The sequence below is a fragment of the Shinella sp. genome, from assembly GCF_052438155.1.
Taxonomy (GTDB): domain Bacteria; phylum Pseudomonadota; class Alphaproteobacteria; order Rhizobiales; family Rhizobiaceae; genus Shinella.
In genome coordinates, this window is sequence record NZ_JBQVPI010000003.1 from 29,426 (window position 1) to 46,670 (window position 17,245).

Below are 17,245 nucleotides of genomic sequence, written 5' to 3' on the forward strand. Positions count from 1 at the left end.
GCCCGGCGTCGCCTGGCTCGTCGCCTTCATGGTGGTGCCGTGCGTGCTGGTGTTGAGTTACGCCTTCTTCCAGCGCGGCGTCTGGGGCGGGGTGGAATACACGTTCACGCTGGAAAACTTCGCCCGCGTCGTCGATCCGCTCTATGCGAAGATTTTTCTCAATTCCGCGCGTATCGCGCTGACGGCGACGGTGGTCGCCATCCTCATCGCCTACCCGGCCGCCTATGCGATCTCGCGCGCGCCAAGGATGACGCAGCCGATCCTGCTGTTCTTCGCCGTGCTGCCCTTCTGGAGCAACTATCTCATCCGCACCTATGCCTGGATCGTGCTGCTCAACCGCGAGGGCCTGATCAACAATCTCTTGCGCACGCTGGGTTACACGGGCGAGCCACTGTCCATGCTCTATACAGAGAGTGCCGTCATCATCGGCCTCGTCTACAATTACCTGCCCTTCGTCATTCTCGCGATCTATTCCACGCTGTCGCGGTTGAACCCGGAGCTGATGGAGGCCTCACGGGATCTCGGCGCCGGTCCCGTCCGCACCTTCCTGCGTGTCACGCTGCCACTCACTTTGCCGGGCGTTGCGGCCGGTGGTGTCTTCGTCTTCGTGCTCTCCATCGGCAATTTCGTGACGCCGGCGCTGCTCGGCGGCGGTCGGTTCCAGATGGTCGGCAATCTTGTCTACGACCAGTTCCTGACGGCCAACGACTGGCCCTTCGGGGCGGCACTTGGCGCGGCCCTGATCCTGACCATGATCGTGCTGCTCCTTTTGCAGGCCCGCGCCACGGCCCATGCCTCCGGTGAGCGCAAAGGGGAGGTCGAGCGATGAGCGTCGCCCTTTCCGGAAAGCTGCCCGGCCGCATCGTACTCTTGCTGGTCTTCGGCTTCCTCTACCTGCCGATCGCCGTTCTGGTCTTGCTCTCGTTCAACGACAGCGGCTTGCCGACCTCCTGGCCCGGTTTTTCCACGCGCTGGTACGGCGCGTTGCTTGCCAATACCGATATTCTGCGCGCCGCCTGGAACACGCTGATCGTCGCCGTCTTCGCCACCGTGATCTCGACGGTACTCGGCACCCTGCTGGCACTCGGCATGGAAACGCGGCGACGCAAGAGCAACGGGCTGGAGGCGCTCGTCTTCGCGCCGATGGTCATCCCCGATATCGTGCTCGCCGTGGCGCTGCTCACCTTCTTCTCACGGCTTGGCCTCGCGATGGGGCTACACACGATCGTCATCAGCCACGTCATCTTCGACCTCGCCTTCGTCTGCTCGGTCGTGCGGGCGCGGCTGAAACATTTCGACTTCTCCATCGTCGAGGCTTCGCGCGATCTCGGCGCATCCGGCTGGACGACTTTCTGGCGCGTCACCTTCCCGGTGCTGCTGCCGTCAATCGTCGCGGGCGCGCTGCTCGCCTTCACGCTGTCGGTCGACGAGTTCATCATCGCCTTCTTCACGGCCGGTGCCGGACGCTCGTCGATCACCCTACCCATGCAGATCTATTCGATGATCCGCTTCGGCATCACGCCGGAGGTCAACGCGCTCGCCACCATCGTCATGGGCGTCAGCGCGACGGCACTCCTGATCTCGCAATGGCTCAACAGAGAACAGCAGGTCCCATGACGCCATCGAACAATCCAATTTTGCGCATCGAGGGCGTCGGCAAGACATTTGGCCCGGTTACAGCGGTCGACAATGTATCCCTCGATATCCGCGAAAACGAATTCTTCGCGCTGCTCGGCCCGTCCGGCTGCGGCAAGACCACGCTGCTGCGCATGCTGGCCGGCTTCGAGAGCCTGAATGCCGGGCGCATCCTGCTCGAGGGAAAGGACATCTCGCCACTGCCGCCGGAAAAGCGGCCGCTCAACCTGATGTTCCAGTCCTACGCGCTCTTTCCGCATATGACCGTTCGGCAGAACCTCTCCTACGGCCTCGAAATGGAGCGCCTCCCCAAGGCCGATATCCGCCGCCGGGTCGACGACACGATGGGCATGACGGACCTGACGCCCTTTGCCGACCGCAAGCCGGATCAGCTTTCCGGTGGGCAGAAACAGCGCGTGGCGCTCGCCCGTGCCCTGGTGAAGCGCCCGAAGGTGCTGCTGCTCGATGAGCCGCTGGGTGCGCTGGACAAGAAGCTGCGTGAGCGGATGCAGCTTGAACTGAAGCGCATGCAGAACGAGGCCGGAATCACCTTCATCATCGTCACCCACGACCAGGAAGAGGCACTGGTCATGGCCGATCGCATGGCGATCCTCAAGGACGGTCGCCTGTTGCAGGTCGGCGCACCGGAAGAGGTCTACGAACGGCCGGCCGACCGCTTCGTCGCGAATTTCATCGGCGTCATGAATTTCATCGACGGCAAGGTGGGCGCGGATGGCGTCTTTGCGGCGGAAGGTTTGCAGGTAAAGGCCGCGGGTGGAAAACCCGGAGCGGCGACGCTCGCCATCCGCCCGGAAAACATCGTCATCGGCCCACCGGGCGGTCATCCGGTCGCCGGCACGATCACCGATATCGCCTATCACGGGCTCGACCGGGTGCTGCATGTCAAAACGGCCGCTGCCGAAACGCCACTCCAGGTCCGCATCCCCGCGAGCGGGGCGGGCAACTGGAAGATCGGCGACGCGTTGAGCCTCAAGCTCGACCCGGCGAAATGCCGGCTCTTCAATGAATAAAGAGGGAAACACCATGTCCAAGACCATAGCATTCTTCCCGGAAGCGGCCTTCGGCCCGGCGCTGAACTCGGTCGGCATTGCCCAGGCCGTCGAGGCGCTCGGCCACAAGGCTGTCTTCCTCTCCGACCCCGGCTTCGTTTCCGTCTATGAGGGCTACGGTTTCGAGGCGCACGCCGTGAACCTCTCCGAACCCATGCCGCCGGAGCAGATGGCGAAATTCTGGGAGGATTTCATCAACGGCCACATCCCGAATTTCCGCAAATCCCCCTACGACCAGGTCGACAACTATGTGAAGGATTGCTGGACGGCGATCGTCGACAGCGCCAAGTGGGCGCAGAAGGACCTGCCGGGCGTGCTGGCAAGGATCAAGCCGGACCTCATCTGCGTCGACAACGTCATTCTCTTCCCGGCAATCAAGCAGTTCGGCAAGCCCTGGGTGCGCATCATCTCCTGCTCGGAAAACGAGATCGAGGATCCAAAAATCCCGCCGCATCTTTCCGGTTGCGAGGAGAAGGATTTTTCGGGCCATGCGGCGTATCGCGATCACTTCAACGCCGTGATCAAGCCGATCCATGACGATTTCAACGGCTTCCTTGGCGAGAACGGCGAGGCGGCTTACCCGATTGGCCAGTTCTTCGAGGCTTCGCCCTTCATGAATCTGCTGCTCTATCCGGAAGCGGTAAAATTCGAGCGCGAACATCCGCTCGATCCAAAGCAGTTCCAGTATCTCGAAGGCTGCGTGCGCAAGGAAAAACCCTACGAGGTGCCGGCGTTCTCCGAAAACAACGACAAGCCGTTGCTTTATATTTCCTTCGGCTCGCTCGGAGCGGGGGACACCGATCTCCTGAAGCGCCTGATTGCGACGATCGGCAAGTTGCCCTATCGCGCGCTGGTCAATGTCGGCGACTACAAGGACCAGTATGAGGACCTGCCGGGCAACATCATCGTCGACAGCTGGTTCCCGCAGCCGTCCCTCATTCCGCAGGTCGATGCGGTCATCCATCACGGTGGCAACAACTCGTTCACGGAGTGCCTCTATTTCGGCAAACCGGCGATCATCATGCCCTATGTCTGGGATGGCCACGACAACGCGACCCGCGTCGACGAGACCGGCCACGGCTTCAAGATGCCGCGCTATGACTGGGCGAATGCGGATCTCGCCGCCAAGCTCGATGCCTGCGTCAACAACCCGACCATGAAGACACGCCTTGCCGCCACCAGCGCGCATATGCAGGCGCGCAACGGCCCGAAGAAGGCCGCCGGCATTCTCGACGAACTTGTGAAGACGGGTGCCTACAATGGTTGAGACGACAAAATCCTCGGCGCCGCATATTTACGAGGCCACGACGTTCTCCGACCTCGTCGACTGGGGCGACCAGCCGGATAGCCTGGAGGGTCAATCCCATTCCTCCGGCCGGCTCGTCTTCAAGGGGCCAAACAACCAGCCGGAATCCGGCATCTGGGTCTGCACGCCCGGCCGCTGGCGGCTGTCGATCCCGCGCGACGAGTTCTGCCATTTCGTGGCAGGACGGGCGGTCTATCGTTCGGATGAGGGCGAGGTGATCGAGGTCGAGGCCGGCACCGTCGTCCTGTTCCGGGCCGGCTGGACCGGCGAATGCACTGTCATCGAGACCATGCGCAATATCTACATGCTGGCCTGACGCGAACAGAAAATGAAAGGAAACTCCCAATGACCGCGACACCTCTGATGCGCAAACCGCTCGAAGAAACCGACCTCAAGGACTGGGGCGTGATCCCCACAATGATCGAGGGCGAAAGCCGCACCTCCGGCAAGGTCATCTACAAAGGCCCGAACGGCGAATCCGAGAGCGGCCTGTGGATCTGCACGCCGGGAAAGTGGTTCTGCCACGTTACCAGCGACGAGTTCTGCCACTTCCTCGAAGGCCGTTGCACCTATGTGCATGAAAGCGGTGAGGTGATCGAGATCACGCCGGATACCGCAGCCTTCTTCCCGAAGGACTGGAAGGGCGAGTGCACCGTCCATGAGACGGTGAAGAAGGTCTACATGATCCGCTAACGGGGCACCCCCTCATCCGGCCCTTCGGGCCCCCTTCTCCCCACGGGGATGAGAGGAAGAAGCACCAGGTGAAGCTCGACATCGCCGCACACGCGGCCTCCCCCTCTCCCCTCGGGGAGAGGGTAGGGTAAGAGGGCCGCCGCCGCCGACAGCATAGGAATGAAACGATGTTCAATCCCGCCGACCCCGTGTTTTACCAGCATCCAGCCTATATCCCGAGCAGAGGCGTGCGCCACACGGTGATCGACCCCGCCACGCTCGCGACCGTCGGCACCATCGCCGACACGACGCTGGCGGAGATGGAAACGGTGCTCGACGTCGCCGCGAAGGCGCAGCGCGACTGGAAGCGGCTCGACGCCAAGTCCCGCGCGACGATCCTCCACCGCATCGCCAATCGCATCGAGGCGACCGACATGCGGCACTGCGCGGAACTGATGTCGCGCGAAATGGGAAAACCCTATCCGGAGGCGATCGGCGAGGTGGCGAATTGCGCCGGGGCCTTCCGCTATTTCGCGGAAATGGCGCGCGACGAGGCCGGCAAGGTCGCAGGCACGACGCAGGCGGGCTCCTTCCAGCATGCGCGCTACGAGGCGCTCGGCACCAGCGTGCACATCATGCCGTTCAATTTTCCGATCCTGCTGATGTGCTGGACGGTCGCCGCGTCGCTTGCCTCCGGCAATGCCTGCATCATCAAGCCCGCACCGGCGACGACGCTATCGACGCTGGAGTTCATGCAGGTTTTCGAAGCGCTGCCGGAAGGCCTGATCGCCTGCCTGCCGGGTGGAGTGGAGCTTGGCAGCGCCCTGATCGTGTCTTCAAAAACCCATGCGGTGGCCTTCACCGGTTCGGTTGCCGCCGGCAAGGCTGTGGCCATGGCCGCAGCGGCTGAGATGAAGCCTGCCGTCATCGAGGCCGGCGGCTCGGATCCGATGATCATCACCGCACATGCGCCGCTCGACGTGGCCGCCGCCGGTGCCGTCACCGCGGCCTTCCACATGTCCGGCCAGGTTTGTACCTCGGCGGAGCGCTTCTTCGTCGTTGATGCGGTGCATGACGAATTCGTCGAAAAATTCATTGCGGAAACGAAGCGCCTGCGCATCGGCAACGGGCTCACCCGCGCGGAAATCGGCCCGCTCGTCAGCGAGGCGGCGCGGGCGAAGGTCATCCGGCTGGTCGAGGATGCCAAGGCGAAGGGCGCGACCGTCGTGATCGGTGGAAAGATATCGGAGAGCGAGCCCGTCGGCTGGTTCTACGAGCCGACGATCCTGACGAACTGCACGCCGGACATGGCGATCCTGCGCGAGGAGTGTTTCGGTCCTGTTGCCGCCGTCATGCGGGTCGCTGATTTCGACGAGGCGATCGAGCGAGCGAACGACAGCGAATTCGGCCTAGGGGCTTCCGTCTTCACCACGTCACTCGAAGAGGCGATGGAGGCGGCGGACCGGCTGGAGGCGGGCATGGTGTGGATCAACAATCCGCTGATCGACAACGACGCATTGCCCTTCGGTGGCTGGAAGAAATCCGGCCTTGGGCGGGAGCTTTCGAAGCTCGGCCTCGATGTCTTCCGCCGCTCCAAGATGGTCATCATCGACCACAAGCCAGTGATACAGAGCTGGTGGTATCCCTATCCGGACGATTGGTTCTACGAGGAGGGCGGGCGCAAGCACGTCTGACACCGGCAATTCTTTGAGGAAAACACAATGATCATCACCCTTCTTGGCGGCGCGGGCTTCATGGGCGCGGGCATCGTGCGCGACCTCCTTTCCGACCGCGCCATCATCGACATCACGACCATCCGCCTCTGCGATGCCTCGCGGGAGAAGATGGAGGCGCTGGCAAAGGAGCTTGGCGATCCGCGCGTCACGCTGGTCGATCTCGACGTGACGAATGCCGCGGCTTTGAACGCCGCGATTGCCGGCGCCGATATCTGCATCAATTGCGTGCCGACCCTGCTCGGCTTCCAGATGACAATCTTTGAGGCCGCACTTGCGCTCAAGGTGCCCTACATGGATCTCGGCGGCCTCGGCACCTACACGGTCAAGCAAATTGCCCAGCATGAGCGCTTCAAGGCGGCCGGCTTGCCGGCGGTCATCGGCTGCGGTGCGGATCCCGGCATGTCGAACGTCATCTGCCGGGCGGTCGCCGATGAACTGGACGAGATCGACAAGATCAACCTCTACTGGGCAGCGGAACTGGTCGGAGACGAGAACCCGGTGCTCGTGCCGCCCTACAGCGTGTCGACCGTGCTTGCCGAATACGCCCATGCGAGCACGCAATTTTACGGCGGTAAACATGTCGAATGCGCGCCGATGAGCGGTAGCGAGTTCCTCGACCTGCCGGAGCCGTGGGGCCGTTGCGAATTCATGCATTCCCCGCATTCCGAGCAGCTGACGGTGCCGCTTGCTGATGGCATCCGCGAGAAGGGCATCAAGGAGTTTTCCTGGAAGCTGCATCTGCCGCACCGCGAGCATGAGGCCTGGGTTGGCCTCGTGAAGGCCGGCTTCGGCGATTTCGACGAGCCGGTGGAGATCGGCGGCGTCAAGGTCAAGCCGCTCGACGTTCTGAACAAGGTGATCGAGCGCAATATCCGCAAAAACGCGGAAAAGATCCCGGCGCAGGACAGCCACGAGATCCATTTCGCGATCGGCCGCGGCCGCAAGGACGGAGTGGAACGCACCGTGCGCGTCGAGGTCACGGTCTCGCCGGATCCGATCTATGCACCCTATGTCGATGCCTGCACCTCGATGAATGCGTCCATCGCCGCCCAGCTTATCCTGTCCATGCCGAGGAAACCGGGTGTCCATGCACCGGAAAGCTACTTTGACATCGCGACCTATTTCCCGGAACTGGAAAAACGGAAGTTTCGTATCGCGAAAATCGTCACATGACGGCCGTGTGAAACGCCAGTTTACGAGTATGGCGAAATTGAGAAAAAATACCCTACCAATCTTATAGGGATAATATATAAATAGTCCCAGAGAACGGGCGGGCATGAGTGTCCGTCCAGGAGAGACCGGAAATTCGGCCTCCGCAGCAAGGGATGATGGCATGAGCAGTACGAAACTCGGCGGCCGTTCTACGTTTGGTTCCTTTAGCGCGGTCAATGATCGCCGTGCCCGCCGCGCAGAGCGGCAGGTCCTCGTGAACAACATCATCGTCGCCGGTGCTTTCCTCTTCGTCAGTGCAGTGGTTTTCGGCCTCGTCGGCTGAATTTTTTCCCCCGCTTTTTTAGGCCGAGCATGATCGTGTTTCATGCTCCCATCATATCCGGCTGCTGCCATTGTCTGGCAGCGGATATGCGATAGACATTATGCCATGTCTCGCTCCCAACGCCTGTTCGATCTGCTGCAAGCCTTGCGTCGCCATCGCCGGCCCGTGAGCGGCAGGGTACTGGCGGAAGAGACCGGCGTGAGTTTGCGCACGCTTTACCGCGACATTGCCAGCCTTCAGGCGCAGGGCGCTGATATCGAAGGCGAACCGGGTCTGGGATATGTCCTAAAACCGGGATTTCTGTTGCCGCCATTGATGTTCACGCCGGAAGAGATCGAGGCGCTGGTTCTTGGCGCGCGCTGGGTTGCGCAGCGCGGCGACAGCCACCTGCAGGGTGCCGCCCGCAACGCCCTTGCCCGCATTTCCGCCGTCCTGCCACCGGAACTGCGCACCGAACTGGAAACGTCGCCCCTGCTCGTAGGTCCCGGCGACGCGTTTCCGGTCGGCGGTATTGATCTTTCCATTCTGCGGGGTGCTATCCGCGCAGAACGCAAAGTTTCGCTCACCTATCACACTGGCGGAGGAGAGGCCTCGGCGCGCGTCGTGTGGCCCTTTGCACTGTCCTTTTTCGATCATGCCCGGGTCGTCATTGCCTGGTGCGAATTGCGAAACGGATTTCGTCACTTTCGCACCGACCGTATCGAGACGGCCGACGTGCTGGAAAGCCGATATCCAAAACGGCGGCAGGCGCTGCTGCGCGCCTGGCGGGACGCGGAGGGCGTTCCCACCAGTGACGTATGATGCTGCCAAAAACTGACAGCATGAACGGTTAGAACCACCCTGTCTTCAAACACAGGAGGTTTTCATGACCGGCAATAACAGCATTCTTCTCTACGTGGCGGACGCCGAGGCAAGCGCCCGTTACTTCACCCGTCTGCTTGGCCTGGAGCCTGTGGAGGCGAGCCCGACCTTTACGATGTTCCGGCTTCCCTCGGGGCTCGGACTTGGTCTCTGGCGCCGGGACGGTGTGGAACCGGCGCCCATTTCAGCAGGCGGTGGCTGCGAAATTGCCTTCCGGGTGGCCGATGCGGCCGCGGTCGATACGCACTACCGGGATTGGTCCGGCAAAGGGGCCGACATCCTCATGCCGCCGACGGATATGGAGTTCGGCCGCAGCTTCGTCGCGACGGATCACGACGGCCATCGGCTGCGTGTCTATGCCGTCACGGATGGAGGCTGATCGTCTTCGCCTCCGGCTCGTCCGTATTGGACGCTTTGACTGGATCATGCAATGCAGCCTTGCCCGCTTGCGGAAATACCCGATAATTGCTTTGGTTCGCTGAAGATAGTTCGGGATAATCGATCAATGCTGCTTGAAAACCTCTCGCTCTTCCTGCGAATCGTGGAAAAGGGCGGGCTAGCCGTGGCGGCGCGCGAGGTTGGACTTTCGCCCGCCACCGTTTCCGAACGGCTGGCCGCGCTGGAGGCCTACTACGGCGCGGCGCTGCTGACCCGCACCACGCGCGCCATCAGCCTGACCGACGAGGGGCGGGTGCTCGTCGAAGGCGCGCGGCGCCTGTTGGCGGAGGCGGAGGAGATGGAAAGTCGCGTGCGGCACGGGGCGAATGTCATTTCCGGGCCGATCCGGCTGAGCGCGCCGGAAGACCTTGGCCGGCGCCTGCTCGTTCCGGTGATCGATACCTTCCTGGAGGAGCATCCCGCCGTCACGGTCGATATCAACCTCACGGACGGGAATGTCGACCTCGTCGGGCAGGGCATGGATTTCGCGATCCGGCACGGCGTTCTGGCGGATAGCAGCCTGCGGGCAAAGCCGCTGGGCGAGAACCGCCGCATCGTCTGTGCGTCACCCGCTTATCTCGACGCCAACGGCGTGCCCCAGCATCCGGACGACCTGGCGCGGCACGACTGTATCGTCATGCGCTTCGGGCAGAATATCGATCGTGAATGGTCCTTCGTCATCGATGGCGCGGTACGCAAGGTCGCCGTGCGTGGCCGGCGCGTGGCGAATGACGGGGGGCTTGTGCGGCACTGGTGCCGCGAGGGCCGCGGCATCGCGCTCAAATCGATCCGCGACGTGGATGCGGACCTGGCGTCCGGTGCGCTGGTCGAACTGCTCAAGGATTTTTCCGCCGGCAGCACGGCACTGCAGATCGTCTATCCACCGAGCGCGGTGCAGCCGCGGCGGGTGCGGCTGTTGATCGATCGCATCGCCGCGGCGCTGTCTCCAGGCCGCGGCGTGGTGTTCGGTCAGGGCGATACCTGATCCAGGTAGATCAGGCGCAGCGTTCTTCGAGCAGATCGTCGATCGTGGCGGCGAACGCCTGGAAATACGGCGCGGCAATATGCTCGTCGAGCGCGGCCTGGTTGGTAAAGGCCTCGCGCATGTAGAAGGTGCCAGGGTCGTCGCGAAGCTCAAACAGCACATAGTCGAGATTGCCGGCCTCCGCCCGCGTTGGTTCGATGAGAGCGAGCAGCCCTTGCCGCAGCGCTTCCCGCTTGCCGGGCCTCGCCTTCAAGACCGCAAGGGCGATGAGCTTTTCGGTCGATATCGTCATGTTGTCTCCCGTCGTGTGCTCAGAAGCCGGCGAGCACGATCTTGCCCTTGGCCCTGCCGGACTCGATGAGGGCATGGGCGCGCTTGAGGTTTGCCGCATTGATGGCGCCAAAATTCTCGTTGAGCGTTGACTTGATCTTGCCGGCATCGACTAGGTCGCTGATGCGGTTCAGCAGGTCGTGCTGCTTCTCGATATCGGCGGTGGCAAAGAGCGAGCGGGTGAACATCAGTTCCCAATGCAGCGAGATCGATTTGCGCTTCAGCGGTAGCGCGTTCAACTCCTTCGGGTCGTCGATCAGGCCGAACCGGCCCTGCGGCGCGATCAGTTCGACGATCTCGCCGAGATGGTCTCCAGTATTGGTGGTGGAGAAAACGAAGGCTGGCTCGCCGAGACCGAGCGCCTCGACCTGTGCGGCCAGCGGCTTGCGATGATCGATCACATGGTGCGCGCCGAGCGCCTTCACCCAATCCTGCGTCTCCGGCCGGGAGGCCGTGGCGATGACCGTCAGGTCCGTCAGCGCCCGGGCGATCTGGATCGCGATCGAGCCGACGCCTCCAGCGCCGCCGATGATGACGATGGCGTTTGCGGCGCCGGGCACAGGCCGGGTGACGTCCAGCCGGTCGAACAGCATTTCCCAGGCGGTGATCGAGGTCAGCGGCAGGGCAGCGGCAGCCGGGAAATCGAGGGTTTCCGGCTTTTTCCCGACGATGCGCTCATTGACGAGATGGAATTCGGCATTGGTACCCGAGCGATTGATCGCGCCGGCATAGAAGACTGCGTCACCCGGCTTGAACAATGTCGCCTCCGGCCCGACCGCGGTGACCACACCGGCGGCATCCCAGCCGAGGACCTTCCATTCCCCATCCGCAGGCTTTGCCGAGGCACGGATCTTGGTGTCGACCGGGTTGACCGAAACGGCCTTCACGGCGACGAGGATGTCGCGCCCGGCCGGCTCCGGCCTCGGCAGATCGAAATCGACGAGGGCGGTTGCGGCGTCGATGGGTTGCGGGTTCTGGTAGCCGATGGCTCGCATGGTGAAGCTCCTGATTGGCGTTTAAAAAAGGGTCAGATGGCGCGGGCGCGGCCTTCGATGTCGACGACGCTACCGTTCATGAAGGGAATGTCGCGTGATTTCATCGTGGCATTGTCGAGTTGCATGTTTGGCTCCCTCTTGGCTTGGCAATACACTTTGCGCGCAGCGCGTATAATTCGGCGCGAAACAAAATCATAATTCGGTTTTTCCGTTGATTGTCCGCGAGCCGGACCTCGGATGCTCCAAGCTTAGCGTATCCGAAACCATCGAGCGATGGTGCCGCCGCAAGACTTGAAACGAAAACTCACATATGAAATGATAATTCAAATAAGAATGAAATCATGATCGGCTGTCATCACGGCTGGAGGATATGTGAATGCAGGATGATATCGGGCTGCTGGCCGGCCTGACCGTGCTCGATATGAGCCAGTTTCTCTCCGGTCCCTATTGTTCGCTGCGGCTGCTCGATCTGGGTGCGCGGGTCATCAAGATCGAGCGCCCGGATGGCGGCGATCTTTCGCGCCGGCTCTATCTCAGCGACACGGAGGTCGGTGGCGACTCGACGCTGTTCCATGCCATCAACCGCGGCAAGGAAAGCCTCGGCGTCGACCTCAAGAATGCGGACGATCTCGCCTTTCTGCGCTCGCTCATTGCGAAGGCCGATGTGCTGATCCAGAATTTCCGGCCGGGTGTCATAGAGCGCCTTGGTCTCGATTACGAGGCGGTGAAGGCGATCAACCCTTCCATTGTCTATGCCTCGATCAGCGGCTACGGCGAGGATGGCCCCTGGGTGATGCGGCCGGGACAGGATCTGCTGGCGCAGGCGCGGTCCGGCCTGATGTGGCTGAACGGCGATGAAGAGCAGGGGCCGGTGCCCTTCGGCCTTGCTGTTGCCGACATGCTGGCCGGGGCCAATGCCTGCCAGGGCATTCTGGCGGCTCTCGTGCGTCGCGGCATTTCCGGCAGGGGGGCGTTTATCCAGACGAGCCTGCTCGAAAGCCTGGTCGATTTCCAGTTCGAGGTACTAACCACCCATTTGAATGATGGCGGTCGCCGGCCGAAGCGGGCCGGTTTCCGCAGCGCGCATGCCTATCTCTCCGCGCCCTACGGTGTCTATCCGGCGAAGGATGGCTACCTGGCGATCGCCATGACGCCGATCGGGCGCTTGCAGGATCTGTTGCAGATCGAGGCGCTTGCCCCCTTCCGCGATGACAGCAAGACGTGGTTCACGGCGCGCGACGCCATCAAGCAGATCATCGCCGAACGTATCGCGACGGAAACGGTAGACCACTGGCTGTCCATCCTCGAACCCGCCGATATCTGGTGCTCCAAAGTGCTGGAATGGCCGGAACTGCTTTCGAGCGACGGTTTTCGCATCCTCGACATGTTGCAGACGGTAACGCGCGAGGACGACGTGTCGATCGGCACGACCCGCTGCCCGGTTCGCGTTGATGGTCGCCGACCCTCCGGTGGCCGCGCTGCGCCGCGGATCGGCGAGCACACCGATCGCATCCGGGCGGAGTTCGCCCGATGAGCACGGTTACCCTCAAGGGCATGACCTGGAGCCATCCGCGGGGTTACGACCCGATGGTGGCCTGCTCGGACGATTGGTTGCAGAAGACGGGCGTTGTCGTCGAATGGGACAAACGTTCGCTTCAGGATTTCGAGAGCTTTCCTGTCGAGGAGCTTGCGCGCCGTTACGATCTCATCGTGATCGACCACCCGCATGTCGGCCAGATCACTGCGGAGAACTGCCTTGCTCCGCTGGACGTGCCAGGCCACGAAGCCGCGTTCGCGGCGCTGGCGAAGGGATCGGTCGGGGCATCGTTTCCAAGCTATCATTGGCAGGGCCATCAGTGGGCTTTCCCGATCGATGCCGCCACGCAAGTGCTCGCCTTTCGGCCGGATCGATTGGGCGTGGCGCCGACGGCATGGGCAGACGTTGTCGACCTCGCGCGGGGCGGGGAGGTCTTGCTTCCGCTGCGGCCGCCGCATTCGTTGATGTGCCTGTTCACGCTGTGCGGCAATCTTGGTCGGCCCTGTTCGGTGGAAAGAGACCATCCCTTCATCGACGCGGAAATCGGCGTGCAAGCGATCGAGATGATCCGGGAACTGGCAGCGCTCACCGATCCCGCCTGTACCGGCATGGACCCGATCGCCGTGCTGGACCGCATGGGCGAGGAGGGGTCGCGCGACAGCCTCGCGCCGCTGATCTACGGCTATGTCAGCTATTCACTGAAAGGCTTTCGGGCGAACCGCATCGCCTTCGCCGACATGCCGGTTGCCGGCACCAGCGGACCCAGAGGGTCAGCGCTAGGGGGCACGGGCATTGCCGTTTCAGCTTTTTCTGCGAACCGTGAGGCGGCTATCGACTTTGCCTATTGGATTGCCGGTGGCGCGGTACAGGCGGATCGCTACTGGCGATCCGGTGGCCAGCCCGGCCATGCAGCGGGTTGGGAGGATGACGCAGTCAACGCCGCGACGCTCGGCTTCTACCGCAGTACGCGTCGAACACTGGAGGGTGCCTGGCTGCGGCCACGGCACGATGGCTATATGCCGTTTCAGGAGGCCGCATCCCAGCGCATCAACCAGGCCGTGACGAGCCGGGAACCGGCTGCGAAGGTCGTCGGTGATCTCAACGATCTCTTCGCGAGCAGTTTTCGATAGGGAAGGGTGCCATTGGCGAGCCTCCCGGGGTTTTCGCCAGCCTTGCTCCATCCACGACGTCATCCTCGGCCTTGAGCCGAGGATCCATATATCTCAGCGGCCTATGGATGGTCGGGTAAGGCCCGAGCATGACGGTGGAGAGATTTGAATGAGGTTGCCAACACCTTGGGCACATTCACCCGTCATGCCACTGGCTTGCCGCCCCGGTATTTTACGGTCTGGATGTGCTCGCAATAGAGCACCAACTCGCCTTCGCCCTTGAAGACTTCATAGGATGCGCGGATGAGGCCGAGGTCGTCGTACTTCGGTTGTTTGTCGAGATTGGTGCGGATCGTGTAGATCGTATCGCCAATGAAGACGGGCTTGATGAAGCGCAGGCGGTCGTAGCCGTAGGAGAAGGCGTTGACGCAATTGGTCGCCACCAGCCCGAGCCCTGCCGAAAACACGAAGGCGCCAGCCACGAGGCGGCGGCCGAACAGGCCTTCCGTCTCGGCGAAGATCTGGTCGCCGACATAGGGGTGCATGTCGAGCACAAGCGCGTTGAACTGCATCGATTCGCCTTCCGAGATGGTGCGGCGCAGCGAGCGGATTTTGTGGCCGATCTCGAAATCCTCGTAGAACCAGTTTTCCGCGTTCCAGACCGGCAGCGCCGCATGGGCCTCCGGCATGGTCTTCGGGTGGGTGCTCTCGATTCCAACTGTCGACGTCATGCGGGCCTCCTCTAAATGGGAAGAAGCTGCCACATAGGAATGGATTATTCAAATACGAATTTATGTTTCGGCAGTGAAGCCGGCGCCTGCCATCTCGGAAAGCTTGCTGGTCGTCTCGCTGATTAGCTGGATCGTCGTGGAAATGTCGGGGGCGGGCGTGTTGATCAGCGTGATATAGGGCACGGTGAGTGCGGCGATCGCGGTGCCGTCGGCGCCGAGTACCGGGGCGGAAAGGTTGATGACGCCCGCAGTCTGCGCGCTCGGCATCATCTCATAGCCGCGCGTGCGGATGAGGTCGAGACGTGCCAGGAATTCCGGCGTCACGCGACCGTCCGTGCCGCCGTCACCGACATGCTCGGCAATCATGCGCTCGCGCTCCTCCGTCGAGCGGAAGGCGAGCAGAACATGGCCGGAGCCTGTGTCGAACAGACCGATGCGCGAGCCGACGCGGATGGAAATACCCCAGTAACCGGGCGCTTCCTGCTGGGCGATGACCACCGGATTGCCGCGGTCGAAGACAACAAGCTGATTGGCCTGGCGCGAGGCTTCCGCAAGCTCGCGCATCAGCGGTACGGCGAAGGAAACAAGGCGGCGCACCGGCGCGTGGAGCTGTGCCAAACCGAAGAGTTTCAAGGTCAAAGAGAAGCGGTCGCCATCGATGCGCGTGACGTAGCCGCGCTTCACCAGCCGGTCGAGCATGCGGTAGAATTCGTTCGGACTGCGATCGAGCCGCTTGGCGATTTCCGCCTGGGTCAGCCCGCCATCGACGGCCGCCAGAAGCTCCAGAATGTCGAGACCCTTGTCGAGCGCCGGCGCCCGGTAGCGATCGTTTTCCTCTTCCGACACCTGAAATCCTCCAGTGAATGAGTAAATTCATATACGCAGAAATAAGGCGTGGCAATGCGGCAAACCGGTTTTCTGCTTGACGAAGAATGAATAAATGGTTTGTATATGAATGAAGCTCTTATTGGTGAGGGCTGGCGAAAGCCACATGGGAGGAGAACATGTCGAGATTTCTAACCGGCGCCGCTGTCGGTGCGTTGATGTGCGCAGGCTCTGCGCTCGCCGCCGATCTGCCCGGAAAATTCGAAGGCGTTACCGTCGATGCGAAGCTCATCGGCGGTCAGCAATATGAAGCGCTCTATGCGCGCATCGCCGAATGGGAGAAGGCGACCGGCGCGAAGGTGAACGTTCTTTCGAAGAAGAACCACTTCGAGCTGGACAAGGAGATCAAGTCGGACATCGCGACCGGCAACATCACCTGGTGCGTCGGCTCGAACCACTCGTCCTTCGCTCCGCAATATCCGGATATCTATACCGATCTTGCGGCTTTGCTGCCGAAGGAAGAGATCGCTGCCTTCGTGCCGGCCAACATCGCTGCCTCCACGCTCGGCGGCAAGCTGGTGATGCTACCGCGCGCGCAATTCGACGTCTCGGCCCTCTACTACCAGAAGAGCCTCTACCAAGACGACGCCAAGAAGGCGGCGTTCAAGGAGAAATACGGCTATGACCTGACCCCGCCGGACACCTGGCAGCAGGTCACAGACCAGGCTACGTTCTTCTCCAATCCACCGGATTTCTACGGTACGCAATATGCCGGCAAGGAAGAGGCGATCAACGGCCGTTTCTATGAAATGCTGGTCGCCGAAGGCGGCGAATATCTCGACGCCGATGGCAAGCCGACCTTCAATTCGGAAGCCGGCGTGCGCGCCCTCGACTGGTTCGTCAATCTCTACAAGGCGAAGGCCGTGCCGGTCGGCACGACGAACTATCTGTGGGACGATCTCGGCCAGGGCTTTGCCTCGGGCACGATTGCGGTCAACCTCGACTGGCCTGGCTGGGCAAGCTTCTTCAACGACCCGAAGTCGTCCAAGGTTGCCGGCAATGTCGGCGTGAAGGTGCAGCCGGCCGGTTCTTCCGGCAAGCGTACCGGCTGGTCCGGCCACCATGGCTTCTCGGTCACGGAAAGCTGCGCCAACAAGGAAGCGGCCGCTTCGCTCGCCTGGTTCCTCACCAACGAGGACAGCCAGAAGCTCGAATCGTCTGCCGGTCCGCTGCCGACGCGCACCGCCGTTTGGGAATACAACATCCAGCAGGCCGAAAGCGATCCGTACCGCAAGGAAGTCCTGACCGCCTTCCAGGAGGCGGCAAAACACGCCTTCGCGGTTCCGCAGACGCCGTCGTGGATCGAGATCTCCAACGCCGTCTATCCGGAGCTTCAGGCCGCCATTCTCGGCGACAAGACCTCCAAGGAAGCGCTGGATGCGGCCGCTGAAAAGGCGACGCAGATCCTCGAAGACGCCGGCGCACTCTGATTGCTAAGCGTGGCGCCGGTTCGCCCGGCG

At 62.1% G+C, this 17,245-nt stretch carries 19 protein-coding genes; 15 read left to right on the forward strand and 4 right to left on the reverse strand.

Annotated features, from left to right (window positions below):
- Positions 1-28: 28 nt before the first annotated feature.
- From ACT6VE_RS07140 to ACT6VE_RS07195, 12 genes are all read left to right on the forward strand, one after another.
- On the forward strand, positions 29-829 hold the full coding sequence (locus ACT6VE_RS07140; protein WP_444798254.1) for an ABC transporter permease: 801 nt from the start codon (positions 29-31) through the stop codon (positions 827-829).
- Entirely contained in the window at positions 826-1,617 is a 792-nt protein-coding gene (locus tag ACT6VE_RS07145; protein WP_444797922.1) for an ABC transporter permease, read from the forward strand. The genes ACT6VE_RS07140 and ACT6VE_RS07145 overlap by 4 nt, the downstream gene beginning before the upstream one ends.
- On the forward strand, positions 1,614-2,666 hold the full coding sequence (locus ACT6VE_RS07150; RefSeq protein ID WP_444797923.1) for an ABC transporter ATP-binding protein: 1,053 nt from the start codon (positions 1,614-1,616) through the stop codon (positions 2,664-2,666). Before ACT6VE_RS07145 ends, ACT6VE_RS07150 begins: the two co-directional genes overlap by 4 nt.
- Before the next feature lie 13 nt (positions 2,667-2,679).
- A complete protein-coding gene (locus ACT6VE_RS07155) occupies positions 2,680-3,972 on the forward strand; it encodes a nucleotide disphospho-sugar-binding domain-containing protein (protein ID WP_444797924.1) in 1,293 nt (430 codons plus the stop codon).
- The gene (locus ACT6VE_RS07160) at positions 3,965-4,327 is read left to right on the forward strand and encodes a cupin domain-containing protein (protein WP_444797925.1); all 363 of its coding nucleotides are present in this window, start codon (positions 3,965-3,967) and stop codon (positions 4,325-4,327) included. The genes ACT6VE_RS07155 and ACT6VE_RS07160 overlap by 8 nt, the downstream gene beginning before the upstream one ends.
- Positions 4,328-4,356: 29 nt before the next feature.
- Complete coding sequence (locus ACT6VE_RS07165) at positions 4,357-4,704, forward strand: cupin domain-containing protein (protein WP_064333342.1); 348 nt, start codon at positions 4,357-4,359, stop codon at positions 4,702-4,704.
- A gap of 167 nt (positions 4,705-4,871) precedes the next feature.
- Positions 4,872-6,377, forward strand: a complete 1,506-nt coding sequence (locus tag ACT6VE_RS07170) for an aldehyde dehydrogenase family protein (protein WP_444797926.1) — start codon at positions 4,872-4,874, stop codon at positions 6,375-6,377.
- Between the two features lie 27 nt (positions 6,378-6,404).
- Positions 6,405-7,592 carry a saccharopine dehydrogenase family protein gene (locus ACT6VE_RS07175; protein WP_444797927.1) on the forward strand — a complete coding sequence of 396 codons (1,188 nt, stop codon included), beginning with the start codon at positions 6,405-6,407 and terminating at the stop codon, positions 7,590-7,592.
- A 160-nt stretch (positions 7,593-7,752) separates the two neighbouring features.
- The gene (locus ACT6VE_RS07180) at positions 7,753-7,914 is read left to right on the forward strand and encodes a hypothetical protein (protein ID WP_444797928.1); all 162 of its coding nucleotides are present in this window, start codon (positions 7,753-7,755) and stop codon (positions 7,912-7,914) included.
- A 105-nt stretch (positions 7,915-8,019) separates the two neighbouring features.
- Positions 8,020-8,715, forward strand: a complete 696-nt coding sequence (locus ACT6VE_RS07185) for a helix-turn-helix transcriptional regulator (protein WP_444797929.1) — start codon at positions 8,020-8,022, stop codon at positions 8,713-8,715.
- A 64-nt stretch (positions 8,716-8,779) separates the two neighbouring features.
- Entirely contained in the window at positions 8,780-9,154 is a 375-nt protein-coding gene (locus ACT6VE_RS07190; RefSeq protein ID WP_444797930.1) for a VOC family protein, read from the forward strand.
- A 126-nt stretch (positions 9,155-9,280) separates the two neighbouring features.
- Positions 9,281-10,198 carry a LysR family transcriptional regulator gene (locus ACT6VE_RS07195; protein ID WP_444797931.1) on the forward strand — a complete coding sequence of 306 codons (918 nt, stop codon included), beginning with the start codon at positions 9,281-9,283 and terminating at the stop codon, positions 10,196-10,198.
- A gap of 10 nt (positions 10,199-10,208) precedes the next feature.
- On the opposite strand, the gene ACT6VE_RS07200 is transcribed toward ACT6VE_RS07195, so the two are convergent.
- On the reverse strand, positions 10,209-10,490 hold the full coding sequence (locus tag ACT6VE_RS07200; RefSeq protein ID WP_444797932.1) for a putative quinol monooxygenase: 282 nt from the start codon (positions 10,488-10,490) through the stop codon (positions 10,209-10,211).
- Positions 10,491-10,509: 19 nt separating this feature from the next.
- Positions 10,510-11,523 carry a zinc-binding alcohol dehydrogenase family protein gene (locus ACT6VE_RS07205; protein WP_444797933.1) on the reverse strand — a complete coding sequence of 338 codons (1,014 nt, stop codon included), beginning with the start codon at positions 11,521-11,523 and terminating at the stop codon, positions 10,510-10,512.
- Between the two features lie 376 nt (positions 11,524-11,899).
- Here ACT6VE_RS07205 and ACT6VE_RS07210 point away from each other — a divergent pair, with 376 nt between their 5' ends.
- Together ACT6VE_RS07210 and ACT6VE_RS07215 are read left to right on the forward strand one after the other, a co-directional pair.
- Entirely contained in the window at positions 11,900-13,057 is a 1,158-nt protein-coding gene (locus ACT6VE_RS07210) for a CaiB/BaiF CoA transferase family protein (RefSeq protein ID WP_444797934.1), read from the forward strand.
- Positions 13,054-14,190: a carbohydrate ABC transporter substrate-binding protein gene (locus tag ACT6VE_RS07215; RefSeq protein ID WP_444797935.1), complete on the forward strand. Its 1,137-nt coding sequence runs from the start codon at positions 13,054-13,056 to the stop codon at positions 14,188-14,190. The genes ACT6VE_RS07210 and ACT6VE_RS07215 overlap by 4 nt, the downstream gene beginning before the upstream one ends.
- Before the next feature lie 182 nt (positions 14,191-14,372).
- Here the strand turns inward: ACT6VE_RS07215 and ACT6VE_RS07220 are convergent, their stop codons facing one another.
- Both ACT6VE_RS07220 and ACT6VE_RS07225 read right to left on the reverse strand, forming a co-directional pair.
- Entirely contained in the window at positions 14,373-14,900 is a 528-nt protein-coding gene (locus ACT6VE_RS07220; RefSeq protein WP_444797936.1) for a MaoC family dehydratase, read from the reverse strand.
- Positions 14,901-14,960: 60 nt separating this feature from the next.
- On the reverse strand, positions 14,961-15,746 hold the full coding sequence (locus ACT6VE_RS07225) for an IclR family transcriptional regulator (RefSeq protein WP_444797937.1): 786 nt from the start codon (positions 15,744-15,746) through the stop codon (positions 14,961-14,963).
- A gap of 158 nt (positions 15,747-15,904) precedes the next feature.
- Between ACT6VE_RS07225 and ACT6VE_RS07230 the strand changes: the two genes are divergently transcribed.
- Positions 15,905-17,215: a sugar ABC transporter substrate-binding protein gene (locus ACT6VE_RS07230; RefSeq protein ID WP_444797938.1), complete on the forward strand. Its 1,311-nt coding sequence runs from the start codon at positions 15,905-15,907 to the stop codon at positions 17,213-17,215.
- Positions 17,216-17,245 lie beyond the last annotated feature (30 nt).

Bases quoted from the DNA above. Each gene is read 5' to 3' on its own strand.
- ACT6VE_RS07140 (WP_444798254.1), top strand. From the start codon at position 29: ATGGTGGTGCCGTGCGTGCTGGTGTTGAGTTACGCCTTCTTCCAGCGC.
- ACT6VE_RS07145 (WP_444797922.1), top strand. From the start codon at position 826: ATGAGCGTCGCCCTTTCCGGAAAGCTGCCCGGCCGCATCGTACTCTTG.
- ACT6VE_RS07150 (WP_444797923.1), top strand. From the start codon at position 1,614: ATGACGCCATCGAACAATCCAATTTTGCGCATCGAGGGCGTCGGCAAG.
- ACT6VE_RS07155 (WP_444797924.1), top strand. From the start codon at position 2,680: ATGTCCAAGACCATAGCATTCTTCCCGGAAGCGGCCTTCGGCCCGGCG.
- ACT6VE_RS07160 (WP_444797925.1), top strand. From the start codon at position 3,965: ATGGTTGAGACGACAAAATCCTCGGCGCCGCATATTTACGAGGCCACG.
- ACT6VE_RS07165 (WP_064333342.1), top strand. From the start codon at position 4,357: ATGACCGCGACACCTCTGATGCGCAAACCGCTCGAAGAAACCGACCTC.
- ACT6VE_RS07170 (WP_444797926.1), top strand. From the start codon at position 4,872: ATGTTCAATCCCGCCGACCCCGTGTTTTACCAGCATCCAGCCTATATC.
- ACT6VE_RS07175 (WP_444797927.1), top strand. From the start codon at position 6,405: ATGATCATCACCCTTCTTGGCGGCGCGGGCTTCATGGGCGCGGGCATC.
- ACT6VE_RS07180 (WP_444797928.1), top strand. From the start codon at position 7,753: ATGAGCAGTACGAAACTCGGCGGCCGTTCTACGTTTGGTTCCTTTAGC.
- ACT6VE_RS07185 (WP_444797929.1), top strand. From the start codon at position 8,020: ATGTCTCGCTCCCAACGCCTGTTCGATCTGCTGCAAGCCTTGCGTCGC.
- ACT6VE_RS07190 (WP_444797930.1), top strand. From the start codon at position 8,780: ATGACCGGCAATAACAGCATTCTTCTCTACGTGGCGGACGCCGAGGCA.
- ACT6VE_RS07195 (WP_444797931.1), top strand. From the start codon at position 9,281: ATGCTGCTTGAAAACCTCTCGCTCTTCCTGCGAATCGTGGAAAAGGGC.
- ACT6VE_RS07200 (WP_444797932.1), bottom strand. From the start codon at position 10,490: ATGACGATATCGACCGAAAAGCTCATCGCCCTTGCGGTCTTGAAGGCG.
- ACT6VE_RS07205 (WP_444797933.1), bottom strand. From the start codon at position 11,523: ATGCGAGCCATCGGCTACCAGAACCCGCAACCCATCGACGCCGCAACC.
- ACT6VE_RS07210 (WP_444797934.1), top strand. From the start codon at position 11,900: ATGCAGGATGATATCGGGCTGCTGGCCGGCCTGACCGTGCTCGATATG.
- ACT6VE_RS07215 (WP_444797935.1), top strand. From the start codon at position 13,054: ATGAGCACGGTTACCCTCAAGGGCATGACCTGGAGCCATCCGCGGGGT.
- ACT6VE_RS07220 (WP_444797936.1), bottom strand. From the start codon at position 14,900: ATGACGTCGACAGTTGGAATCGAGAGCACCCACCCGAAGACCATGCCG.
- ACT6VE_RS07230 (WP_444797938.1), top strand. From the start codon at position 15,905: ATGTCGAGATTTCTAACCGGCGCCGCTGTCGGTGCGTTGATGTGCGCA.